Source organism: Micromonospora sp. WMMD734 (genome assembly GCF_049178975.1).
In the GTDB taxonomy this organism is placed as follows: domain Bacteria; phylum Actinomycetota; class Actinomycetes; order Mycobacteriales; family Micromonosporaceae; genus Micromonospora; species Micromonospora wenchangensis.
Genome location: NZ_JBMHMK010000001.1, coordinates 6,929,280 through 6,948,877, shown reverse-complemented (window position 1 = coordinate 6,948,877; position 19,598 = coordinate 6,929,280). Strand labels below are relative to the sequence as shown.

The 19,598-nt window shown below is 76.2% G+C and carries 13 protein-coding genes; 7 read left to right on the top strand and 6 right to left on the bottom strand.

Annotated features, from left to right (window positions below; translation table 11 throughout):
* Positions 1-6: 6 nt before the first annotated feature.
* From ACN267_RS30385 to lysX, 3 genes are read right to left on the bottom strand one after another with little or no spacing between them, the layout of a single operon-like run.
* Positions 7-837, bottom strand: coding sequence for an alpha/beta hydrolase (locus ACN267_RS30385; RefSeq protein ID WP_421490188.1), 831 nt, complete (start codon positions 835-837; stop codon positions 7-9).
* The gene (locus ACN267_RS30380) at positions 834-1,535 is read right to left on the bottom strand and encodes a DUF998 domain-containing protein (protein ID WP_281894628.1); all 702 of its coding nucleotides are present in this window, start codon (positions 1,533-1,535) and stop codon (positions 834-836) included. The genes ACN267_RS30385 and ACN267_RS30380 overlap by 4 nt, the downstream gene beginning before the upstream one ends.
* A complete protein-coding gene (gene lysX, locus ACN267_RS30375) occupies positions 1,532-4,894 on the bottom strand; it encodes a bifunctional lysylphosphatidylglycerol synthetase/lysine--tRNA ligase LysX (protein ID WP_421490187.1) in 3,363 nt (1,120 codons plus the stop codon). Before lysX ends, ACN267_RS30380 begins: the two co-directional genes overlap by 4 nt.
* A gap of 203 nt (positions 4,895-5,097) precedes the next feature.
* Between lysX and ACN267_RS30370 the strand changes: the two genes are divergently transcribed.
* The 4 genes from ACN267_RS30370 to ACN267_RS30355 all read left to right on the top strand — a co-directional run bounded on the left by ACN267_RS30370 (position 5,098) and on the right by ACN267_RS30355 (position 9,890).
* Positions 5,098-6,237 carry a carboxylate-amine ligase gene (locus ACN267_RS30370; RefSeq protein ID WP_281894624.1) on the top strand — a complete coding sequence of 380 codons (1,140 nt, stop codon included), beginning with the start codon at positions 5,098-5,100 and terminating at the stop codon, positions 6,235-6,237.
* 129 nt (positions 6,238-6,366) lie between these two features.
* Positions 6,367-7,737 carry an FAD-dependent oxidoreductase gene (locus ACN267_RS30365; RefSeq protein ID WP_281894621.1) on the top strand — a complete coding sequence of 457 codons (1,371 nt, stop codon included), beginning with the start codon at positions 6,367-6,369 and terminating at the stop codon, positions 7,735-7,737.
* 209 nt (positions 7,738-7,946) lie between these two features.
* On the top strand, positions 7,947-8,894 hold the full coding sequence (locus ACN267_RS30360) for a hypothetical protein (protein ID WP_281894618.1): 948 nt from the start codon (positions 7,947-7,949) through the stop codon (positions 8,892-8,894).
* A 129-nt stretch (positions 8,895-9,023) separates the two neighbouring features.
* Positions 9,024-9,890 carry an aminoglycoside phosphotransferase family protein gene (locus ACN267_RS30355; protein ID WP_421490186.1) on the top strand — a complete coding sequence of 289 codons (867 nt, stop codon included), beginning with the start codon at positions 9,024-9,026 and terminating at the stop codon, positions 9,888-9,890.
* Positions 9,891-9,966: 76 nt separating this feature from the next.
* Here the strand turns inward: ACN267_RS30355 and ACN267_RS30350 are convergent, their stop codons facing one another.
* Complete coding sequence (locus ACN267_RS30350) at positions 9,967-10,773, bottom strand: Fpg/Nei family DNA glycosylase (protein WP_421490185.1); 807 nt, start codon at positions 10,771-10,773, stop codon at positions 9,967-9,969.
* Positions 10,774-10,992: 219 nt separating this feature from the next.
* Here ACN267_RS30350 and ACN267_RS30345 point away from each other — a divergent pair, with 219 nt between their 5' ends.
* The 3 genes from ACN267_RS30345 to rocD all read left to right on the top strand — a co-directional run bounded on the left by ACN267_RS30345 (position 10,993) and on the right by rocD (position 14,204).
* Complete coding sequence (locus tag ACN267_RS30345) at positions 10,993-11,823, top strand: thrombospondin (protein WP_421490184.1); 831 nt, start codon at positions 10,993-10,995, stop codon at positions 11,821-11,823.
* A gap of 354 nt (positions 11,824-12,177) precedes the next feature.
* Positions 12,178-12,993 carry a dimethylargininase gene (ddaH, locus tag ACN267_RS30340; protein WP_204958212.1) on the top strand — a complete coding sequence of 272 codons (816 nt, stop codon included), beginning with the start codon at positions 12,178-12,180 and terminating at the stop codon, positions 12,991-12,993.
* Positions 12,990-14,204, top strand: a complete 1,215-nt coding sequence (rocD, locus tag ACN267_RS30335) for an ornithine--oxo-acid transaminase (RefSeq protein ID WP_421490183.1) — start codon at positions 12,990-12,992, stop codon at positions 14,202-14,204. Before ddaH ends, rocD begins: the two co-directional genes overlap by 4 nt.
* Positions 14,205-14,298: 94 nt before the next feature.
* On the opposite strand, the gene ACN267_RS30330 is transcribed toward rocD, so the two are convergent.
* Both ACN267_RS30330 and ACN267_RS30325 read right to left on the bottom strand, forming a co-directional pair.
* Complete coding sequence (locus ACN267_RS30330; RefSeq protein WP_204957952.1) at positions 14,299-15,450, bottom strand: FHA domain-containing protein; 1,152 nt, start codon at positions 15,448-15,450, stop codon at positions 14,299-14,301.
* A gap of 114 nt (positions 15,451-15,564) precedes the next feature.
* Positions 15,565-19,554, bottom strand: a complete 3,990-nt coding sequence (locus ACN267_RS30325) for an SCO7613 C-terminal domain-containing membrane protein (RefSeq protein ID WP_421490182.1) — start codon at positions 19,552-19,554, stop codon at positions 15,565-15,567.
* Between the last annotated feature and the right edge of the window lie 44 nt (positions 19,555-19,598).

Here is a 19,598-nt window from a genome sequence, read left to right as displayed (position 1 = left end):
GCCAGCCTAGGACCCGCTGTCACGTCGGACCGCCGCGACGGCCTCGACCACCGTCTGCGGCCGGTCCACGTGCAGCAGGTGCCGGGCGTCCCGGAACACCTCCTGCCGGCCGGCGGGGAAGCTCGCCGCCAGCGCCGCGTGTCCGGCCCGCCACGCCGTCCGACCGGCCGGGGTGGGCACGTCGCCGAGCGCGGTCAACACCCGCACCGGCAGCGTCGGCGCCGCCGTCACCGCCCGCAACGCCATCAGCTCCGCCGCCACCGCCGGGTGCGCCATCACCTGCACCAACGCCCCGACCAGCACCGATCCGCGGCCGTACGCCGCCGCAGCGGCCGGGTCGGGCGGGCGGACGCTCATCCGGCGCACCGCCCGACGCCAGGCACCCGGGCCGTACCGGCGGGCCAGACCGGACCGGTCGAGCGCCCCGGCCAACACCGACGCCCCGGCCGCCACCGTGCCGGCCGTCCACGCCGACCACCACCGCCACCGGGCCGCCCCGGCCGGGTCCACCAGGCTCGGGTCCACCAGCACCAGCCCGGCGAGCCGCCCCGGATACCGCCTGGCGTACGCCTCGGCGGGCAACGCCGCCGCCGAGTGCGCCACCAGCACCGGCCGGTCCAGCCCGGTCACCGCCGCGTCGAGGCGGGCCAGTTCGGCGGTGAGGGTGGGCACCCGGGCGTCGTCCGGCCGGTCCAGCCGGCGCACCAGGTAGCCGGCGGCGGTCAGCGGCGGGACCAGCCGGTCCCAGGTCGCCGCCCCCTCCCCCAGCCCCGGGCAGAGCAGCACCCCCGGCCCGCCGGCCCGCGACCCCGGGTCGGGGGTGGGCGGGCCGGTCACCGCTGACGCTCCGGGCCCGGGCCCCACCGGGCGACGGCGGCGGTGAGCAGCAGCCAGCCGGACAGGCCGGCGAGCTGGACCCGCTGCCACAGGCCCAGCCCCCACTCGGGGTGCAGGGTGGCGACCAGCGTGCCGACCGTGCCGACCGCCAGCACCACCGCCACCGAAAGCCCCGCCCGGCGGCGGGCCGGACCGCGCAGCACGGCGAGGACCGCCACCGCGCTGAGCAGTGCGCCGGCCACCGCCACCGAGGAGGTGACCGTGTGCGCCTGGTGCCGCCAGGACAGCTCGCCCAGCTCCTCCAGCCGGGCGCAGCGGTCATCGATCGAGGGGGCACAGTCCATCGAGGTCCACCCGCCGTCGACGGCGGTGGCCACACCGAACACCAGCAACCCCCACCAGGCCGGCCGGGGCACCTCCCGGGCCACCCGGGCCAGCAGCAACCCGGCCGCCGTCGCGCAGAGCCCGGTCGTCACGTCGCCGAGCTGGAAGACCAGGTGGTACGGCTGGTCACGGGCGGCCAGCTCGCTGAGGTAACTCCGCACCGGCCGCAGCCCCGGGTTGAGCACCGGGGCGAGCAGCCAGGAGGCGTAACAGACCGCCGCCGCCACCAACGCCACCGCCGCCCCGGTCCGGGCGGCCCGTTTTCCGCCGCCCCCACGGGCCGCCGGGTCCGGATCACGGTGCGGGCGGGTCACGACGACTCGCGGACCATCGGGAACGGCAGCGTCTCCCGGATGGACCTGCCGGTCAGCAGCATCACCAACCGGTCGACCCCCAACCCCAGGCCACCGGTCGGCGGCATCGCGTACTCCAGCGCGGTGAGGAAGTCCTCGTCCAGCTCCATCGCCTCCGGGTCACCGCCCGCCGCCTTGAGCGACTGGGCGGTCAACCGCCGCCGCTGCTCGGTCGGGTCGACCAGCTCCGAGTACGCGGTGCCCAGCTCCATCCCGAACGCCACCAGGTCCCACCGTTCGGCCAGCCGGGGATCGGCCCGGTGCTGGCGGGTCAACGGGGAGACCTCGGTGGGGAAGTCCAGGTAGAACGTGGGCACGTCGGTACGCGCCTCGACCAGCCGCTCGTACAGCTCCAGCAGCAGCTCGGCGCGCTGCCACCCCGGGTCGTACGGCACCCGGGCCGCGTCGGCGCGACGGCGCAGGGTGGCGGCGTCGGTGTCGACGGTCACCTCCTCGCCCAGCGCCTCGGAGACCGCCTCGTGCACCGTACGCACCGGCCACGGCCCGCCGATGTCGACCAGCTCACCGGTGCCCGGTCGACGGGCCAGCGGAGCACCGTGCACCGCCACCGCCGCCGCGACGATCAGCTCCCGGGCCAGCTCCCGCATGTCGTGGTAGTCGGCGTACGCCTGGTACGCCTCCAGCACGGTGAACTCCGGGTTGTGGCTGAAGTCGACGCCCTCGTTGCGGAACACCCGGCCCAGCTCGTACACCCGCTCGACGCCGCCCACGGCGAGCCGCTTGAGATACAGCTCGGGGGCGATCCGCAGGGTCAACCGCAGGTCGTAGGCGTTGCTGTGGGTGACGAACGGGCGGGCGTTGGCGCCCCCGTGCACCCGTTGCAGGATCGGCGTCTCCACCTCCAGGAAGTCCCGCTCCACCAGGGTCCGCCGCAGACTGGTCAGGGTGGCGCTGCGGGCGCGCAGCAGGTCCCGGGCCTGCGGGCTGGTCGCCAGGTCCAGGTAGCGGCGGCGGACCCGCGCCTCCGGGTCGGCCAGGCCGTGGTGCTTGTCGGGCAGCGGGCGCAGGCACTTGGCGGTGAGCCGCCAGTCGGCCACCCGGACCGACACCTCGCCGCGCCGGGTGGCGTACACCTCGCCGGTCGCGCCGACGTGGTCGCCGATGTCGACGGTCGCCCGCCACCGGTCCAGCTCCTTCTCCAGCACCAGTTGCAGGTCGCCGCTGCCGTCGCGGACGGTGACGAAGCAGATCCGGCCGTGGTCGCGGACCAGCAGCACCCGCCCGGCCACCGCGACGGTCTCCCCGGTACCGGTGTCCGGGGCCAGCCCGGCGTGCCGGGCCCGCACCGCCGCGCACCCGTCGGTACGCGGCCACCCCACCGGGTACGGATCGACGCCCTGCGCCCGCAGCCGGTCCAGCTTCGCCCGCCGGACCCGCACCTGCTCGGGCTGCTGCCCGTGCGCCGGCTCCGGGCTGACCGCGTGCACGGTGGCCGCGTCCGGTGGCACGAACCCCACCCCGCCACCGGCCGGAGGTGCCCCGTGCAGCGGGGACGGCCGGCCGCCGGGCAACGCGACGAAGCCCTCCGCGACGGCGGCGGCCAACCCGACCCGGGCCAACTCCCGCCGCTCGCCGAAGCACAGGTAGCGGGGCGTCCAGTGCGGCTGGTACTTGGCGTTGGACAGGTACAGCGACTCCAACTGCCACCAGCGGGAGAAGAACAGCAGCGTACGCCGCCACAGCCGGATCACCGGGCCGGCGCCGATCCGGGCGCCCTGTTCGAACACCGACCGGAACACGGCGAAGTTCAACGACACCCGTTCGACGCCCAGCCGGGGGGCCGTGCCGAGCAGCGAGGCCACCATGAACTCGGTGACCCCGTTCTCGGCGGTGCGGTCCCGACGCATCAGGTCCAGCGACAGCCCGTTGCCACCCCACGGGCTCAGCGACAGCAGCGCCCGTACCCGGCCGGTGTCGTCGCGGGCCTCGACCAGCACGCAGTCGCCGTCGGCCGGGTCGCCGAGCCGGCCCAGCGCCATCGAGAAGCCGCGTTCGTGTTCGGTGTCCCGCCAGCGGGTGGCCAGCGCGGCGAGGGCGGCCAGTTCGTCCGGCGGGATGTCGGCGTGCCGGCGTACCCCGGCGGTGTAACCGGCCCGCTCGACCCGGTGCACCGCCTGCCGGACCGGGCGCATGTCCCGCCCGCCCAGGTCGAACTCCCGGGCCAGCAGGATCGCCTCGTCACCCAGTTGCAGCACCTTCAGCCCGTGCCGGTGGTAGGCGCGCGCGCCGGCCTCGCTGGCCCCCATCACCGCCGGGGTCCAGGCGTACTCCCGGGCCTGGTCCAGCCAGGCGGTGATGGCCGGGCCCCACGCCTCCGGGTCGCCGACCGGGTCGCCGCTGGCCAGGCTCACCCCGTTGACCACCCGGTAGGTCAGCGCCGCCTTCCCGCTGGCCGAGAAGATCGCCGCCTTGTCCCGCCGGGTGGCGAAGTAGCCGAGCGAGTCCTGGTCGCCGTAGCGGGCCAGCAGTCCCCGGATCCGCTGCTCCTCGTCGGGGTGCAGCACGGCGGCGGCGCGCTGGGAGCGCAGCAGGGTGAACAGGCCGGCCAGGAAGGCGACCGCGCCCATCCCGCCGAGCAGCAGGTTGACCCAGCCGGGGGCCTGACCCTGCCGGGTGACGTCCAGGGTGATCGCGCCGCCGAAGACCTTCTCGATGGCGTACCCGACCCGGTCCAGCCAGCTGTGCAGGCTGCCGGGCACGGCGGTGAGCAGCAGGTAGCCCAGCCCGACGGCCGCCGTGGCGAGGCCGAAGAACACCCCGAGGGCGCGTCGGGTGCTGCCGCTGCGCACCCGGGCGTAGAACTCCCGCCGGGCGGCCCGCAGCAGCGCCAGCGCGACGGCGGCGAAGCCGATGCCCACCCAGACGCCGACGGTCTCGACCAGGCTGAACAGCCGTCGGCCGGCGTCGTCGGTGAGCTGGTCCGCGCCGACGGTCACCAGCAGCAGGCCGGTCAGCACGCCGACGACCAGGCTGAGGATGAAGTAGACGACCAGCACCCAGTACGCCAGCCGCTTGTGGCGCAGCACCGCCGCGGCGAGGGTGCCGAGGAACACCGCGTACGCCAGGTTGGCCGGGGCCGGCACCAGCAGCGTGTCGATGGTGGTCCGGATCGGCTGGAACTCGGCGTTGGCCGCGCTGCTGACCGCCGCCAGCGCGCAGATCGCGGCGATGAACCACAGCAGCGCCGCGAACGTCCGGGGCACCTGCCGCCGCCAGTCCCGCCCGGGTGGCCGGGCCGGACGGCCGGGCCGCCGCGCCGGGGTCGGGGGCGTCACCCGGGGCGTCGTCGTCGGGGTCACCTGGCCTCCCTCACGCTCCCGCCCCGACCCGCTCCAGGTCGGGGCGGGGGTGCGGCACGGCACCGGTCGGCGGGACCGGGTCATGGTAAGCATCCGGCGCGATGACGCGCCGTGTCGCGTTTTCTCCGCCGGACACCGCGGGTAATGGGCGGACAGCACCGCGGCGCTCCCGCCGCGGCGGGACGGGACGGACGGTGATGGCGATGACCAGTGGGGTGGCGGCCGGGGCGGTGGCTCCGGAGCGGACCGGGCCCGACCGGCTCACGGTGGGCGTGGAGGAGGAGTTCCTCCTGGTCGATCCGCACACCGGTGCCGCGGTGCCCGCCGTCGACCTGGTCATGGAGCAGGTGCCGGCCGAACTGCGCGGGCAGGTGGAGCGGGAGTTCCAGACCAGCCAGATCGAGATCGGCAGCCCGCCCGGGTTGGACCTGGGCTCGATCCGGCACTCGCTGGGCGTGCTGCGCGGCGCGCTGGCCGACGCCGCCGAGCGGGCCGGCGTCCGGGTGCTGGCGATCGGCACCGGGCCGGTGGCGGGACCGGTGCCGCCGGTGGTGGACAAGCCCCGCTTCGACCGGATGATCGACCGGTTCCGGCTGCTGGTGCCCGGCCCCGGCAACAACGGCATGCACGTGCACGTGGGCGTGCCCGACCCGGACACCGGCGTGCAGGTGCTCAACCACATCCGGCCGTGGCTGCCGGTGCTGCACGCGATGACCACCAACTCGCCCTTCTCCGAGGGGGTCGACACCGGCTACGCGAGTTGGCGGTCCGTCGAGTGGGAACGCTGGCCGTCGGTCGCGCCCACCCCCTACCTGGAGTCGTACGAGCACTACGAGCGGCTGATCAGGCAGTTGATCGCCAGCGGGGTGATGCTCGACGAGGGGATGCTCTACTGGTACGCCCGGCTGTCGGCGAAGTACCCGACGGTGGAGGTCCGCATCGGTGACGTCTGCCCGTCGGTGGACGACGCGGTGCTGGTGGCGGGGCTGGTGCGGGCGCTGGTCGCCACCGCCATGGACGACGTGGCGGCGGGCCGCCCACCGGTGAACACCGACCACCACCTGCTGGTCGCCGCGCACTGGCGGGCCGCCCACGACGGGTTGGAGGGCGACGGCGTCGACCTGGCCAACGGCGAACTGCGCCCGGCGTGGGAGCTGGTCGACCGGCTGGTCGAACGGGTCCGCCCGGCGCTTGCGGCGCACGACGACCTGGCCGAGGTGACCGAACTGCTGGCCACGCTGCGCCGGCACGGCACCGGGGCGGCCCGGCAGCGGGCCGTGTTCGCCCGCTCGGGCCGGCTGGAGGACGTGGTCGCCGAGGTCGCCCGGCAGACCCGTGGCTGACCGGCCCGACGCCGGCCGGCCGGTCGACGGCCGGCGGGCCACCCGCCGGGCCGCCACCCGCCGGGCCGCCGCCGCCCGGCCTGCCGCTGGCCGGCCCGGGGGCGGCCGGCGCGTGGAAGACTGGGCGTCGTGACGGAGCGGCTGATCGTGGTCGGTGGGGACGCCGCCGGGATGGCGGCGGCGTCCCAGGCCCGTCGCCGCCGGGGCGTCGACGACCTGGAGATCGTGGCGTTCGAGCGGGGACACTTCACGTCGTACTCGGCGTGCGGCATCCCGTACTGGATCAGTGGGCTGGTGCAGGAGCGGGACGCGTTGATCGCCCGCGACCCGGCCACCTTCCGGGACGACTTCGCCATCGACGTACGGCTGCGCACCGAGGTCACCGGCATCGACCTCGACCGCCGCGAGGTCACCGCCCGCCGGCTCGACGACGGCGGCGAGGTCCGCGAACGCTTCGACACCCTGATGTACGCCACCGGCTCGGTGCCCAACCAGCCCGACTGGGCGGGCGACGACGTCGACGGCATCTTCGGCATCCAGACCCTGGACGACGCGGCGGCGCTGCGGGAATGGCTGGACGCCGACCCGACGCCGACCCGGGCGGTGGTGGTCGGCGGCGGCTACATCGGGGTGGAGATGGCCGAGGCGCTGATCCAACGCGGGCTCGCCGTCACCCTGGTCGAACGGGCCGAGCAGCCGATGGCCACCGTCGACGAGGACATGGCCGGCCTGGTCGCCGAGGCGATGCGCGGGCTGGGCGTCGAGATCCGTACCGGTGTCACGGTCAGCGGGGTCGAGCAGCGCGACGGGCGGGTGTCCGCGGTGGTCACCTCCGCCGGCCCGGTGCCGGCCGACGTCGTGGTCCTCGGCCTGGGCGTACGCCCCAACACCGCGCTCGCCGCCGCCGCCGGCCTCCCGCTGGGCGCGTCCGGCGGGGTACGGGTGGACCGGCGGATGCGGGTGGCCGGGGTGCCCGGCGTCTGGGCGGCCGGCGACTGCGTGGAGACCCTGCACCGGGTCACCGGCATGTCGGTGCACATCCCGCTCGGCACCCACGCCAACAAGCAGGGCCGGGTCGCCGGGATCAACATCGGCGGCGGGTACGCCACCTTCCCCGGGGTGATCGGCACCGCCGTGACGAAGGTGTGCGACCTGGAGGTGGGGCGTACCGGGCTGCGGGAGCGGGACGCCACGGCGGCCGGGTTCGAGTTCGTCTCGGTGATCGCCGAGTCGACCAACCGGGCCGGCTACTACCCGGGGGCCCAGTCGATGACGGTCAAGCTGATCGCCGAACGGCCCACCGGTCGGCTGCTCGGCGCGCAGATCGTCGGCCGTTCCGAGGCGGCGAAACGGATCGACGCGCTGGCCGTGGCGCTGTGGAACGAGATGACGGTGGACGAGATGACCGCCCTCGACCTCGGCTACGCCCCGCCGTACGCGCCGGTGTGGGACCCGGTGCTGATCGCCGCCCGCAAGGCCGTCGACGCCCTCGGCCGCTGACCCGCACCGCCTACCGCCCACCCCCACCGACCACCCGCGCCACCCCGCCCCGCTCTGCGCCGCACCGCCGCGCAAGGCGCGCCGTACCGCTCCACCGCGCGCCGCACGCCGCACCATCGCGTGACGGTGCGTCGGCACGCGTCCCTTTGTGGAGAGTTGTTGTCGCTGGGGCGACAACAACTCTCCACAAAGCATGGTCTGCTCGTCGGATGCGGATGCCCGGCGACGACGATGCCGCCCTCGACTGGCTGCTCTTCACGCAGGCCGGGGTGGTGAGCTGGGCGCAGGCCACCGCCGAACTCACCCCTTCCCGGGTCCGCCACCTGCTGGCCACCGGCCGGTGGGAGCGGGTGTGCCGGGGCATCCTGCGGGCCGGCGGCGGCCCGGTGACCGTCGACCAGGCACGCTGGGTGGCGGTGCTGGCCGCCGGTGCCGACGCCGTCCTGGCCGGTCTCGCGGCGGCCCAGGCGGGGGGCCTGCGCGGACGCTGGCGGCACGAGGCGGTGGACGTGCTGATCCCGTACCAACGGCAGGCCCCCGACCTGCTGCGCCGGCTGCCGCTCGGCATGCCGGCGGTGCGGGTACGACGGACCCGGCACCTGGGCGACGAGGACCGGCAACGGGGGCGGCCGGACCGCACCACGATGGCCCGCTCGCTGATCGACGCGGCTCAGTGGATGCGCAGCGACGACGACGCCCAGGCGGTGCTGGCGGCCGGCTGCCAGCAGCGCCGGGTCACCCCCGGGGAACTCGACGCGGTGTCCCGTCGGCTGCCCCGCCTGCGCCGGTCGACTCTGATCCGGCACACCGTCGCCGACCTGGCCGGCGGCGCGGAGGCGCTGTCCGAGATCGACCTGGTCCGGCTCTGTCGCCGGTACGGGCTGCCCCGGCCCGAGTTGCAGGAACGGCGACTCGACGCCGACGGGCGGACCCGCTACCTGGACGCCTACTGGCGGCGGTGGGGGCTGCACGTCGAGGTCGACGGGGCACACCACATGGACGTCCGGCAGTGGGCGGCGGACCTGCGCCGGCAGAACGGGGTGTGGATCTCCGGGGACCGGATCCTGCGGTTCACCGCGTTCGACGTCCGCCACCGCCCCGACGAGGTGGCGGCCCAGCTCCGCGCCGCCCTCACCGCCGCCGGCTGGCACCCCTGACCAGCCCCGCCGCCCCCTGCCTTGCCGCCCGGCGGTACGCGGCCCCGGCGCATCCGGTCGTCGCGTTCTGTGTGGAGAGTTGTTGTCGCCAGGGCAGCAACAACTCTCCACGGTCGCCACAATGGGGCGGTGGAGATTCCGGCCGGGTTGTCGTGGGTGCGGCAGACGCCGGAGGGGCGGGAGTGGCTGGCCACCCTGCCCCGGTGGCGGGACGAGTGCGCGCGGCAGTGGTCGCTGCGGCTCGGGCCGCCCTTCCCGTACGCGTTCGCCTCGCTGGCGATGCCCGCCGACCTGCCCGACGGCACCCCGGCGGTGCTGAAGTTGCAGTATCCGGCCCCGGACAGCCGGCACGAGGCCGACGCGTTGGCGCACTGGGACGGCGAGGCGGCGGTCCGGCTGCTCGCCCACGACCCGCAGCGGCGGGCGCTGCTGGTGGAGCGGTGCCGGCCCGGTTCACCCCTGCACGAGGTGCCCGCCGACGAGGCGGTGGACGTGGTGGCCGGCCTGCTGCCCCGGCTGTGGCGGCGGCCGGCCGGGCCGTTCATCCCGCTCGCCGAGGAGGCGACGGGCTGGCGGCACCGGCTGCCCGAGCAGTGGGAACGGGCCGGCCGGCCGTACGGACGGCGGCTGGTCGACGCGGCGCTCGACCAGCTCGACCGGCTGGTCGACACCCAGGGCGAGCAGGTGCTGGTCAATCAGGACCTGCACGCCGGCAACGTGCTGCGGGCCACCCGCGAACCGTGGCTGGTGATCGACCCGAAGCCGCTGCTGGGTGAGCGGGAGTTCGCGGTGGTGCCGATCGTGCGCGGCGTCGAGCTGGGACACTCCCCGGCGGCGGTACGGCGTCGGCTGGATCGGGTCACCGGTGCGCTCGGCCTGGACCGGGACCGGGTGGCCGGCTGGACGGTCGCGCACTGCCTGGCCTGGAGCCTGGACGGCGACACGGTCTTCCCCAACCAGGTCGAGGTGGCCCGCTGGCTGGTCGACGGCGCGTAGGTGCCCCCGCCGGCACGGCCGGGCGGGCAAGTGCGGCAGGTGGCGGTACCGGCCGGTGGGCAGGGCCCACCCACGCTCAGCGTTGGCAGGTGGGGCACCAGTAGAGGTTGCGGCCGGCCAGCTCGCCCCGGCTGACCGGGCCGCCGCAGACGTGGCAGGGCGCGCCGGCGCGGCGGTAGACGTACACCTCGCCGCCGTGCCGGTCGACCCGGGCGGGGCGGCCCATCGCCTCGGGCAGGTGGGCGTCGCGGACGGTGTCGATCCGGCCGCTGCCCACCGCCCTGGTCATCAGCGCCACCAGGTCGGCCCAGAGCGCCGTCCAGCCGGCCGGGGTGAGCTGCCGGCCGGGCAGCGTCGGCCGCAGGCCGGCCCGGAACAGCGCCTCGGTCACGAAGATCAGCCCGGTGCCGGCCACCACCGACTGGTCGAGCAGCAGCGCGGCCAGCGGGGTCGGGCTGCGCCCGATCCGGGCGTACGCGCGGTCGGGGTCGGCGTCGGCGCGCAGCGGGTCCGGGCCGAGCCGGTCGCGCAGCGCCGCCACCTCGGGCGGGGTGAGCAGGTCACAGGCGGTGGGTCCGCGCAGCTCCAGCCAGTGCCGGTCGCTGGCCAGCCGCAACCGGACCTGCCCCACCGGTACGGGCGGCTCGCCGTCCCCGTCGGTGAACCTGCCGTACAGGCCCAGGTGGACGTGCAGGGTGCGCTCGTCGGCGTAGTGGTGCAGCAGGTGCTTGCCGTACGCCTCGGTGCCGTCCAGGACGCTGCCGGAGATCAGCGCGGCGCCCTCGGTGAAGCGGCCCTGTGGGCTGCTGGCGGTGACCTTGTCGCCGGCGAACAACTCGGCGTGCCGGGTCGCGAGGCGGTGGATGGTGTGTCCCTCTGGCACGGGTACCAAGGGTAGTCAGGCGTCGTGGAGCGCCGAGCTCGGGCCGGATGGGCGGTCGAGCTCTCCGGCCAGCCGACCACCGGGCTCACACCGCCCCCGCCAAGCACGCACCCCCCGACGGTCGGCGTGTGGTCGATCGACGCACGGGGTACATACCGGTCGTTCCCGCGTGGCGGCCACCGACCCTTCCGAGGCTGCACGCATCGACAAGGAGGTGTGGTGGTGAACGTTCCTTCGCTCCTGCGGCGTCGTACGGCGCAGGACAGCAACGGCGACGGGGTGGTCGACGCGCGCGACGGCCAGCCGGTGGTGACGGACCGGGACGGCGACCGGACGACGTACCGCAGCGGGTCGCCGACCGCCGACGGCCAGCGCGATGCCGACCTGCCGCGGCGCACCGCCGAGGGCCGGGCTGCCACCGACGGCGACGCGGAGCAGCGGGCGGCGGAGCGCGCCGCGCTGGCGCGGGCAGCGACCGCCCGCAGCGCCGTCGACGGCACCCGCAGCGCCGCCGCCGCCCGGTCGACGACCGTCGACGACGAGCCGCGCACGCCGACCGACCCGATGCGGGTCCCCGACCCCGCGCCGCGTCCGGTGCCGGACCGGCCGGTCGACCGGGACCGGACGCCCGTCGCGCCGACCCCGCCCGCCGACACCCGCCCCGCCGACCGGGACCGGGTGACCACCGACGGGGCCCGCCCGGAGCCGCCGGTGGTGGCCGGACCGAAGCCGAGGACCAGCCTGCTCGCCACCCTCGGCCTGATCGTCTCGGTGGTGGGTGCGGCGTTCGTGCTCACCGGCACCCTGGCCGGGTACGGCATCGCCCTCGGCGCGCTCGGCGCGGTCTTCGCGGTGCTGGGCCTGGTCGCGACCCGGCGTCGGCACGTGGCCGGCACCACTGACGCGTTGCTCGGCGTGCTGGTCGGCCTGACCGCGGTGGTGCTGGGCGTGCTCGCCTTCACCGGCCAGTTCGACTGGCCGACCACCGACGGCGACTGGGTGGCCCGGTTCCGGGAGTGGCTTGACTCACAGTTTGTGGACCGGTTCTGAGGGCACATTTGATCTCGCCGGCGGTTCGCCGGCGATGTTGGACCAGCCGGCTCGCCGGCACCGCCCGACCAGTCTGGTGGTTCACCAGCCGGGCACCCACTCGTTCGGGGGCAGCGGTTCGCCGCCACCGATGCGCACAGGGGCCGTCACCTCCCGCCGGGGTGGCGGCCCCTTCGCGGTTCGCCCTCACGCAACGGATCGCCGTCGCGGTCGGGTCAAACGCAACGAACCACCGCCGGACGCACGGTTCGGCGGTGGTTGTCGTACGGCCGGGCCGCATACCGTTGAGCCACGGCGCCAGCCCGTGGGCCACGGAGGCCGGGCGCGCCCGACCCCGGGAGCAGGACAATGACGATGGACGCCACCAGCCAGCGCTTCCTGATGTGCCGGCCGACGTACTTCGCCGTCGACTACGCCATCAACCCGTGGATGGATCCGACCGCGCCGGTCGACACCGCCCTGGCGGTCCGGCAGTGGGAGCAGCTGCGCCGCACCTACCTCGACCTCGGCCACACCGTCGAGCTGATCGACCCGGTCCCCGGCCTGCCGGACATGGTCTTCGCCGCCAACGGTGGCACGGTCATCGGCGACCGGGCGATGGCCGTGCAGTTCCGCGACCCGCAGCGCGCCGACGAGGCCCCCGCCTACCGGGCCTGGTTCGAGGCCGCCGGCTTCGAGGTGTACGACCCGAAGCACGTCAACGAGGGCGAGGGCGACGTGCTGCTGGTCGGCGACCACCTGCTCGCCGGCACCGGGTTCCGCACCGCGCACCCCTCGCACGCCCAGTTGCAGGAGGTCTTCGGCTACCCCGTGGTCACCCTGCAACTGGTCGACCCGCGCTTCTACCACCTGGACACCGCGCTGACCGTCCTCGACGAGCGGACCGTGGCGTACCTGCCGGAGGCGTTCTCCCCCGGCAGCCGGGCGGTGCTGCGCCGACTCTTCCCGGACGCGGTCCACGCCACCATGGCCGACGCGGAGGTGCTCGGCCTCAACGCGGTCGGCGACGGCCGGCACGTGGTGCTCCCCGCACAGGCCACCGGGCTGGCCGCGCAGCTGCGCGACCGGGGCTACCAGACCATCGGTGTCGACCTGTCCGAGCTGCGCAAGGCCGGCGGCGGACCGAAGTGCTGCACGTTGCGACTCCGTCAGGGAAAGGCGAGCCAGTGATCGAGGACATGCTGCGGACCCCGTCCGCCGTGCGGGACGCGGAGCGGTACACCGCGCACAACTACCACCCGCTGCCGGTGGTGATCTCGTCGGCCGAGGGCGCCTGGCTCACCGACGTGGACGGTCGCCGCTACCTGGACTGCCTGGCCGGCTATTCGGCGCTGAACTTCGGCCACCGGCACCCGACCCTGGTCCGGGCCGCCCACGAGCAGCTCGACCGGCTCACCCTCACCAGCCGGGCGTTCATCCACGACCAGTTCGCCGACTTCTGCCGGGAGTTGGCCGCGCTCTGCGGCAAGGACCTGGTGCTGCCGATGAACACCGGTGCGGAGGCGGTGGAGACCGGCATCAAGGTGGCCCGCAAGTGGGGCTACCAGGTCAAGAAGGTCACCCCCGGGCAGGCGAACATCATCGTCGCCGACGGGAACTTCCACGGCCGGACGACCACCATCGTCAGCTTCTCCACCGACGACGACGCCCGCGCCGACTTCGGGCCGTACACGCCCGGGTTCACCGTGGTGCCCTACGGCGACCTGGCGGCGCTGGAGGCGGCGATCGACGAGAACACCGTCGCCGTGCTGCTGGAGCCGATCCAGGGCGAGCAGGGCGTGGTCCTGCCGCCGGAGGGCTACCTGCCTGGCGTACGCCGGGTCTGCACCGACCGGAACGTGCTGTTCATCGCCGACGAGATCCAGTCCGGCCTGGGCCGGACCGGGCGCACCTTCGCCTGCGACCACGAGGGCGTCGTACCGGACATGTACCTGCTGGGCAAGGCGCTCGGCGGCGGCATCGTGCCGGTCTCCGCGGTCGCCGCGGACGCCGACGTGCTCGGGGTGCTCCGGCCGGGCCAGCACGGCTCGACCTTCGGCGGCAACCCGCTCGCCTGCGCGGTCGCCACCGAGGTGGTCCGGCTGCTGGCCACCGGCGAGTTCCAGCACCGCTCCGCCGAGCTGGGCGAGCGGCTGCGCGCCGGGCTGAAGGGTCTGCTCGGCAGCGGGCTGGTGGCGGTACGGGTGCGCGGGCTGTGGGCGGGTGTCGACATCGACCCGGCGCTGATGACCGGGCGGCAGGCGTGCGAGCGGCTGATGGAGCGGGGCGTGCTGGCCAAGGACACCCACGGTTCGACCATCCGGCTGGCCCCGCCGCTGGTGATCACCTCCGACGAGATCGACCACGCGGTGGCACAGGTCGCGGCGGTGCTGGCCGGCTGAGCCTCGTGGGGACGGCGGGCGTCGGGGTCGACGCCCGCCGTGCCGGCCGCCGGTCGCGGTGAGCCGGTGACCGGCCGGTCCGGGCGACCACCGCTCAGTTGCGCGGCAGCCGCATCGCCATGGTGGGTGCCTCGGCCATCACCGACGTCGGGGTGAACGCCGCACCGGTGGGCAGTTCCCGGGCCCGGCCCACCTGCACCCCCGGGTACAGCTCCACCATGTCCGCGCCGCCGAGCACCCGGGACTGCTTCGGGGCCAGCGGGACGCGGTCGGCCTCGGTCATCGAGCCGTTCGGCCGGATGCCGGAGCCGTTGGTGCTGACGTCGGTGACGATGACCTCGCCGACGCGCAGCTCGAACCGGACGTGCGCCCGGCTGATCCAGCGCCGCGCCTCGTCGTTGAGCCACTGCCCGAGCATCACGCCCCCGGTCTCCTCGGGGGCCCGGCCGACCGTCACCGGCTCGTCCTCGGTGAGGACGAAACGGCGGCGGATCAGGCCACCGATCCGGATCGCCAGCACCTCGCTGCGCGGGCGCGGCCCGGCGTCGGAGAGCCGGGCACCGTGCCGGGGGCAGGTCGGCACGCCGTGGCGCAGGGCCGGCGGCGGCTGACCGGCCGGGGCGCGGTCCACCCGGGCCAGGTCGGCGAACGCCCCACCGCCCCCACCGCCGCCGAACAGCGCGCAGCCCGGCTCCGGGCAGCGCCACCTACGGGCCAGCAGTTGCCCGCCGACCGGGGACCGGTCGCCCTCGACCGGGGTGTGCCCGCCGCCGACGTGTGCGACGAACGCCGGGCCGCCCGCGCCGGGCACCGGGGCGACGACCCGCCCCGGCTGTTCCACCAGCCACGGGAACCGGCCGCGCAGGCCGTCGAAGCGGACCCGGCTGACCACCGGCAGACCGAGCAGGTCGGCCACCTCCAGCATCCGGTCACCCGGGTTGTCGAGCACCTCGACCAGGCCGTCGTCGGCCCAGCGGCGGACCACCATCCGTTCGTTCGAGGTGAGGTCGGCGTCGGAGAGCAGCGCCCGGTGCACGATCGCGTAGACCGGGACACTGTCCTCGGCCAGCTCGCGGGAGAGCGCGTCGATCACCATGCCGAGCCGCAGCAGGCTGGCCGGGCGGCCACCGTCGAGATCCTGGTAGCGGATCACCTCGGCCAGGTCGAGTACGGCTCGGGCCAGGGACGGATCGGTGCAGACCCGCCCCTCGATGGCGTCCAGCACCTTGCTGATCTCGAATCTCATCGCGCGCTCCGGAGGATGTCGTCGATCGGCCGGGCCGCCACCACCGGGCCCGGTCGGCACCTGCCCGCCGGGGTGAACAGGCGCTGCCCTGGCACGACCCTACCGGTGCCCGGGTCAGCCCATCCGGCCCACCGCCGCGCGCAGCCGGGCCACGTCGCGCCGACGCCGCTCGTAGGTGGCGGCGAGGGTGATCAACGCCAGCCCGCCGACGGCCAGGTAGATCCAGCGGGGCAGCAGGTCCCAGCCCCGGACCAGTTCGTGCAGCGCGAGCAGGACGAGGGCACCCCCGCCGAGCACCACCGGCGCCTGCCAGCGGCGGACCGCGCCGACCAGCACCACGGCCAGGGCGGCACCGCCCAGCAGCAGCCGTCGCCACGGCTGCGGGTCGGCGGCCACCAGCACCGACACCAGGCTGGGCAGCAGAGCCGCGGCGAGCCCGGGGCCGAGGGCGAGCCAGCTGGTCAACCCGGGTCGGGTACGCAGCGCGAGCAGGCCGGCCACCAGGGTCAACCCGGCCGCCGGCAGGGTGTACGCCTCCAGCAGCACCACCTCGCCGCTGATCAGCAGCAGCCACGCCCCGAGCAGTTCACTGCCGCCGGCCACCGCCCCGAACGCCCACCGCCGGCCGGCCGACTGGCCCGGGTACAGCACCCGCAGTGCGGCGGCGGCCCCCCAGAGTACGCAGATCACCGCCGCGTACCGGATCGCGCCGACGGTGAGCAGCAGGGCGAGCACGGCCACCGCCTGCGCGGCAACCTCCAGCGCCCGTACGGTGAACGAGCCGCGCCGGGCCAGCGCGGGTGCGCCGAGGAGCACCGCCACCGCCACCCCGAGCACCGGGAAGCCGGCGGTACGCAGCGGCAGGTCGGCGGCCAGCGGCGCGGTGAGCGCGAACCCGGTGGCCGCCGCGACGGCGGTCAGGAAGCCCAGCAGCCGTATCTCGGCCCGCCTGCCGATCGCGCCGACCACCGCCGCCGCGACCACCAGCAGGGCGAGCCCGGCCAGCGTGCCGGCCCGGGTGGCGAGCAGCCCGACCAGGCCGGCGACCGTCCACAGCAGACCGATCGGGGTGGTCACCGGCACCAGGAGCGCCCGGCCACCCCGGTGGGCCGGTGTCGGTGCGGCCCCGGGAACTGCCGGGGCGGCCCCGTGGGGAACGCCCCCGTCCGAAACGCCCCCGCCCGAAACGGCCACGCCCGGGGCGGCCACGCCCGGGGCGGCCACGCCCGGCACGGCCACGCCCGGGGCGGCCACGCCCGGCACGGCCACGCCCGGGGCGGCCACACCCGGCACGGCCATGCCCGGGGCGGCCACGCCCGAAGCGCCCCCGCCCGGGGCCGCCATGCCAGGGGCGGCCGCGCCCGGGGCGGTGGGCCGGGTCGGGCCGGTGAGCGTGGCGGTGAGCAGGGCGGCCACCCCGACGAGCAGCACCGCCGCCGGCACCGCCGGCCAGGGGGCGGCCACGCCGATCAGCAGCACGGGCAGCGCCGCCGCCCCGAACGGCAGCGCGGCGACGGCCGCCCCGGACCGATCACCGGTGTGCCGGCGGACGACCAGCGCGGCCGTACCGGCCAGGACCAGCAGCGCCGCCCCGACCGTGGGGGCACCGAGCGGACCGTCCCCGGTCGGCACTCCCGACCAGGGCCGCACCGGCCCGCCGTAGGGGGCGACGAGCGCGGCCAGGGTCACCGGCGCGGCGGCGACCAGCGCCAGGCCGGCCAGCACCGCACCGACCATCCGGCCGGGAGTGACCAACGCGGTCCGCCGGTCGGCCGGCACCAGCGCGACGACCGCGAGCGCCGCATAGAGCGCGAGCGGCTCCCCACCGGGTACGACGGTCGGCGCGACCACGGCGGCGAGCGCCAGGGCGAGCGCGGTGCCGGCGTACCCGTCGAGGTCGGGGCGGCGGCGACGCAGGGCGAGCAGCGGGACCAGCAGCAGCACGGCGGCGGCGAATCCGGCCCGCAGTTGCCACCAGGGTGGTGCCCCGGCGGCCCGCAGCGCGACCGAAGCGCCGGCCGGCACGGTGAGCAGCGCGACCGTCAGCGCGATCCCGGCGACCCGGCCCGCGACGTCGCTCGCCGGGCGGCCGGGCAGCGCCACCGCCAGCCCGGCGACCAGCACCACCCCGAGCGCCACCAGCATCCCGACCGGGGCGGCCGAGGCCACCAGCAGGCCGTGCCCGAGCAGCACCGCGGCCCCCGCCGCGCCGACCAGCACGGTCGGGGCGCGCCGGCCGCGCAGCACCGCGACCGGCAGCAGCGCCGCCCCGACGACCAGGTCGACGGCGAGGGTGGCCGGCCACGGGGTGACCGTCACCGCCGGCAGTGCCGCAGCCGTGACCACCACCGCCAGCAGTACGGTCACCGGGCGGGCCGCCCTCGGCAGCAGCAGGAGGACGGCACCGGCGGTGAGCAGGACGACGAGCGGCAACTGCCAGCCCCAGGCGAGATCGGGCCCGGCGGCGGCGCCCTGCCAGGCGGGCAGTGACCGGTCCACCGCGAGCGCCGCCACGGCACCGGTGGCCAGCACGACGACCTGGGCCGCGCCGCCCGCGACCAAGAGTGCGCCGACCCGGGGGCCGGTACGGTGCCGAAGCGGCAGCAGCCGGACGGCACCGGCCAGGGCGGCGGCCACCAGGCCGACGGCGAGCAGCAGGAACCCGGCCCGCAGTTCCGCGACCGGCCGCAGCACCGCGACGGCCAGCAGCGGCACCAGCAGCCCGACGGTGATCTGCCGGAACACCGCTGCTGCGGCGACCCGGGCCGCACCGGCCAGGACCAGGCCGACGAGGAGCAACGGCAGGCCGGCGAGCAGCGGCAGACCGGCGGCACGGCCCAGCGCCAACGGCACCAGGGCGCAGCTCGCGGCGACGGTCGACGTGGCACCGAAGCCGAGCCAGCCGAGCAGCAGTCCGGCGAACACGGCACCGGACGGCCCGGCGACCGGCCCCCCGCCGGCCGCCGGACCCCCGTCCGCCGGGGCGGTGGTGGTGCCCGACCCCCCGGCGGGCACCACCACCCCTCCCCCCGGACCCGCGACGGCCACGGCCGCTGCGGGTGACGCCGCTGCGGCCGGAACCGCAGCGGCGGGATCAGGCCCGGCCGGGGCCGGGGAGCGGCGGCGCAGCACGACCACCACCGCGAGGTCGAGCAGCGCCACCCCGAGAAAGGTCAGCGTCCAGCCGGTCGCCCCCGGACGGGACTGCGCCACCGTGAGCGGCAGCACCGGCTGGACCACGAGCAGCGCCGCGAACCACGGCACGGTGAGCCGGCTGAGCAGGGCGTACCCGGCGGCGATCCCGGCGCTGACGCCGGCGACCAGGGCGGCGTAGCGGGTGCCCGGCCAGTCGGCGCTGCCGAGCAGGTTCACCGACCAGGCGGCGTACCCGTCGAGGATCACCAACAGCAGACCGACGGCGGCGAACGTCTCGGCGGTGCCGCGCAGGCCACGCCACTTCGCCACCAGCGGCACCGCCAGGGCGAGCGCGGTGAACGCGGCCAGGATCAGCGCCCGGCCGGCCACCCCCACGGTGGCCCAGGCGACGGCGGTGAAGACCACCGCCGCGGTGCCGAGCAGCAGGCCACCAAGGACGAACAGCAGCCACTGGATGGTCCTGGTGGACGTCTCCGGGCGAACCGGAACGTCCGGCCCGGCCGGCGGCACCGGACCGGCGAACGCGCCAGGGGGTACCGGCGTCCCCGGGCGCACCGGCGGCGCGACCGGACCGGCCGGCGCGGCGGGACGGGCGGCCGGCACGGCGGGACGGGCGGCCGGCACGGCGGGACGGGCGGCCGGCGCGGCGGGAGGCGCGGCCGGCGCGGGTGGGTGGACCGCCGCGCCGACCGGGACCGGCGCGGGGATCTCCCGTCGGATACGGGCCGCCAACTCCGCCCGTCGACGCTGCGTCGCGAGCAGCCGGGAGCCGAGCCCCTGGTACGCCTGCCGGGCCTGCTCGACCTCCCGGCCGAGGGCGGCGATCTCCCGGTCCAACCGGACCACCTCGGCGGCGGGCGGGTACGGCCCGAGCCCGCAGCCGGCGCACCCACGGGTCAGCTCGGCGGGTGCTCCGCAGCGGGGGCAGGGGTAACCGGTGTTCTGCACCCGGCCATCCTGCCGGTGGGCCGCAACCGGAGGCCAGAGTGCCC

Bases quoted from the DNA above. Each gene is read 5' to 3' on its own strand.
- ddaH (WP_204958212.1), top strand. From the start codon at position 12,178: ATGGACGCCACCAGCCAGCGCTTCCTGATGTGCCGGCCGACGTACTTC.
- ACN267_RS30330 (WP_204957952.1), bottom strand. From the start codon at position 15,450: ATGAGATTCGAGATCAGCAAGGTGCTGGACGCCATCGAGGGGCGGGTC.
- ACN267_RS30370 (WP_281894624.1), top strand. From the start codon at position 5,098: ATGACCAGTGGGGTGGCGGCCGGGGCGGTGGCTCCGGAGCGGACCGGG.
- ACN267_RS30360 (WP_281894618.1), top strand. From the start codon at position 7,947: ATGCGGATGCCCGGCGACGACGATGCCGCCCTCGACTGGCTGCTCTTC.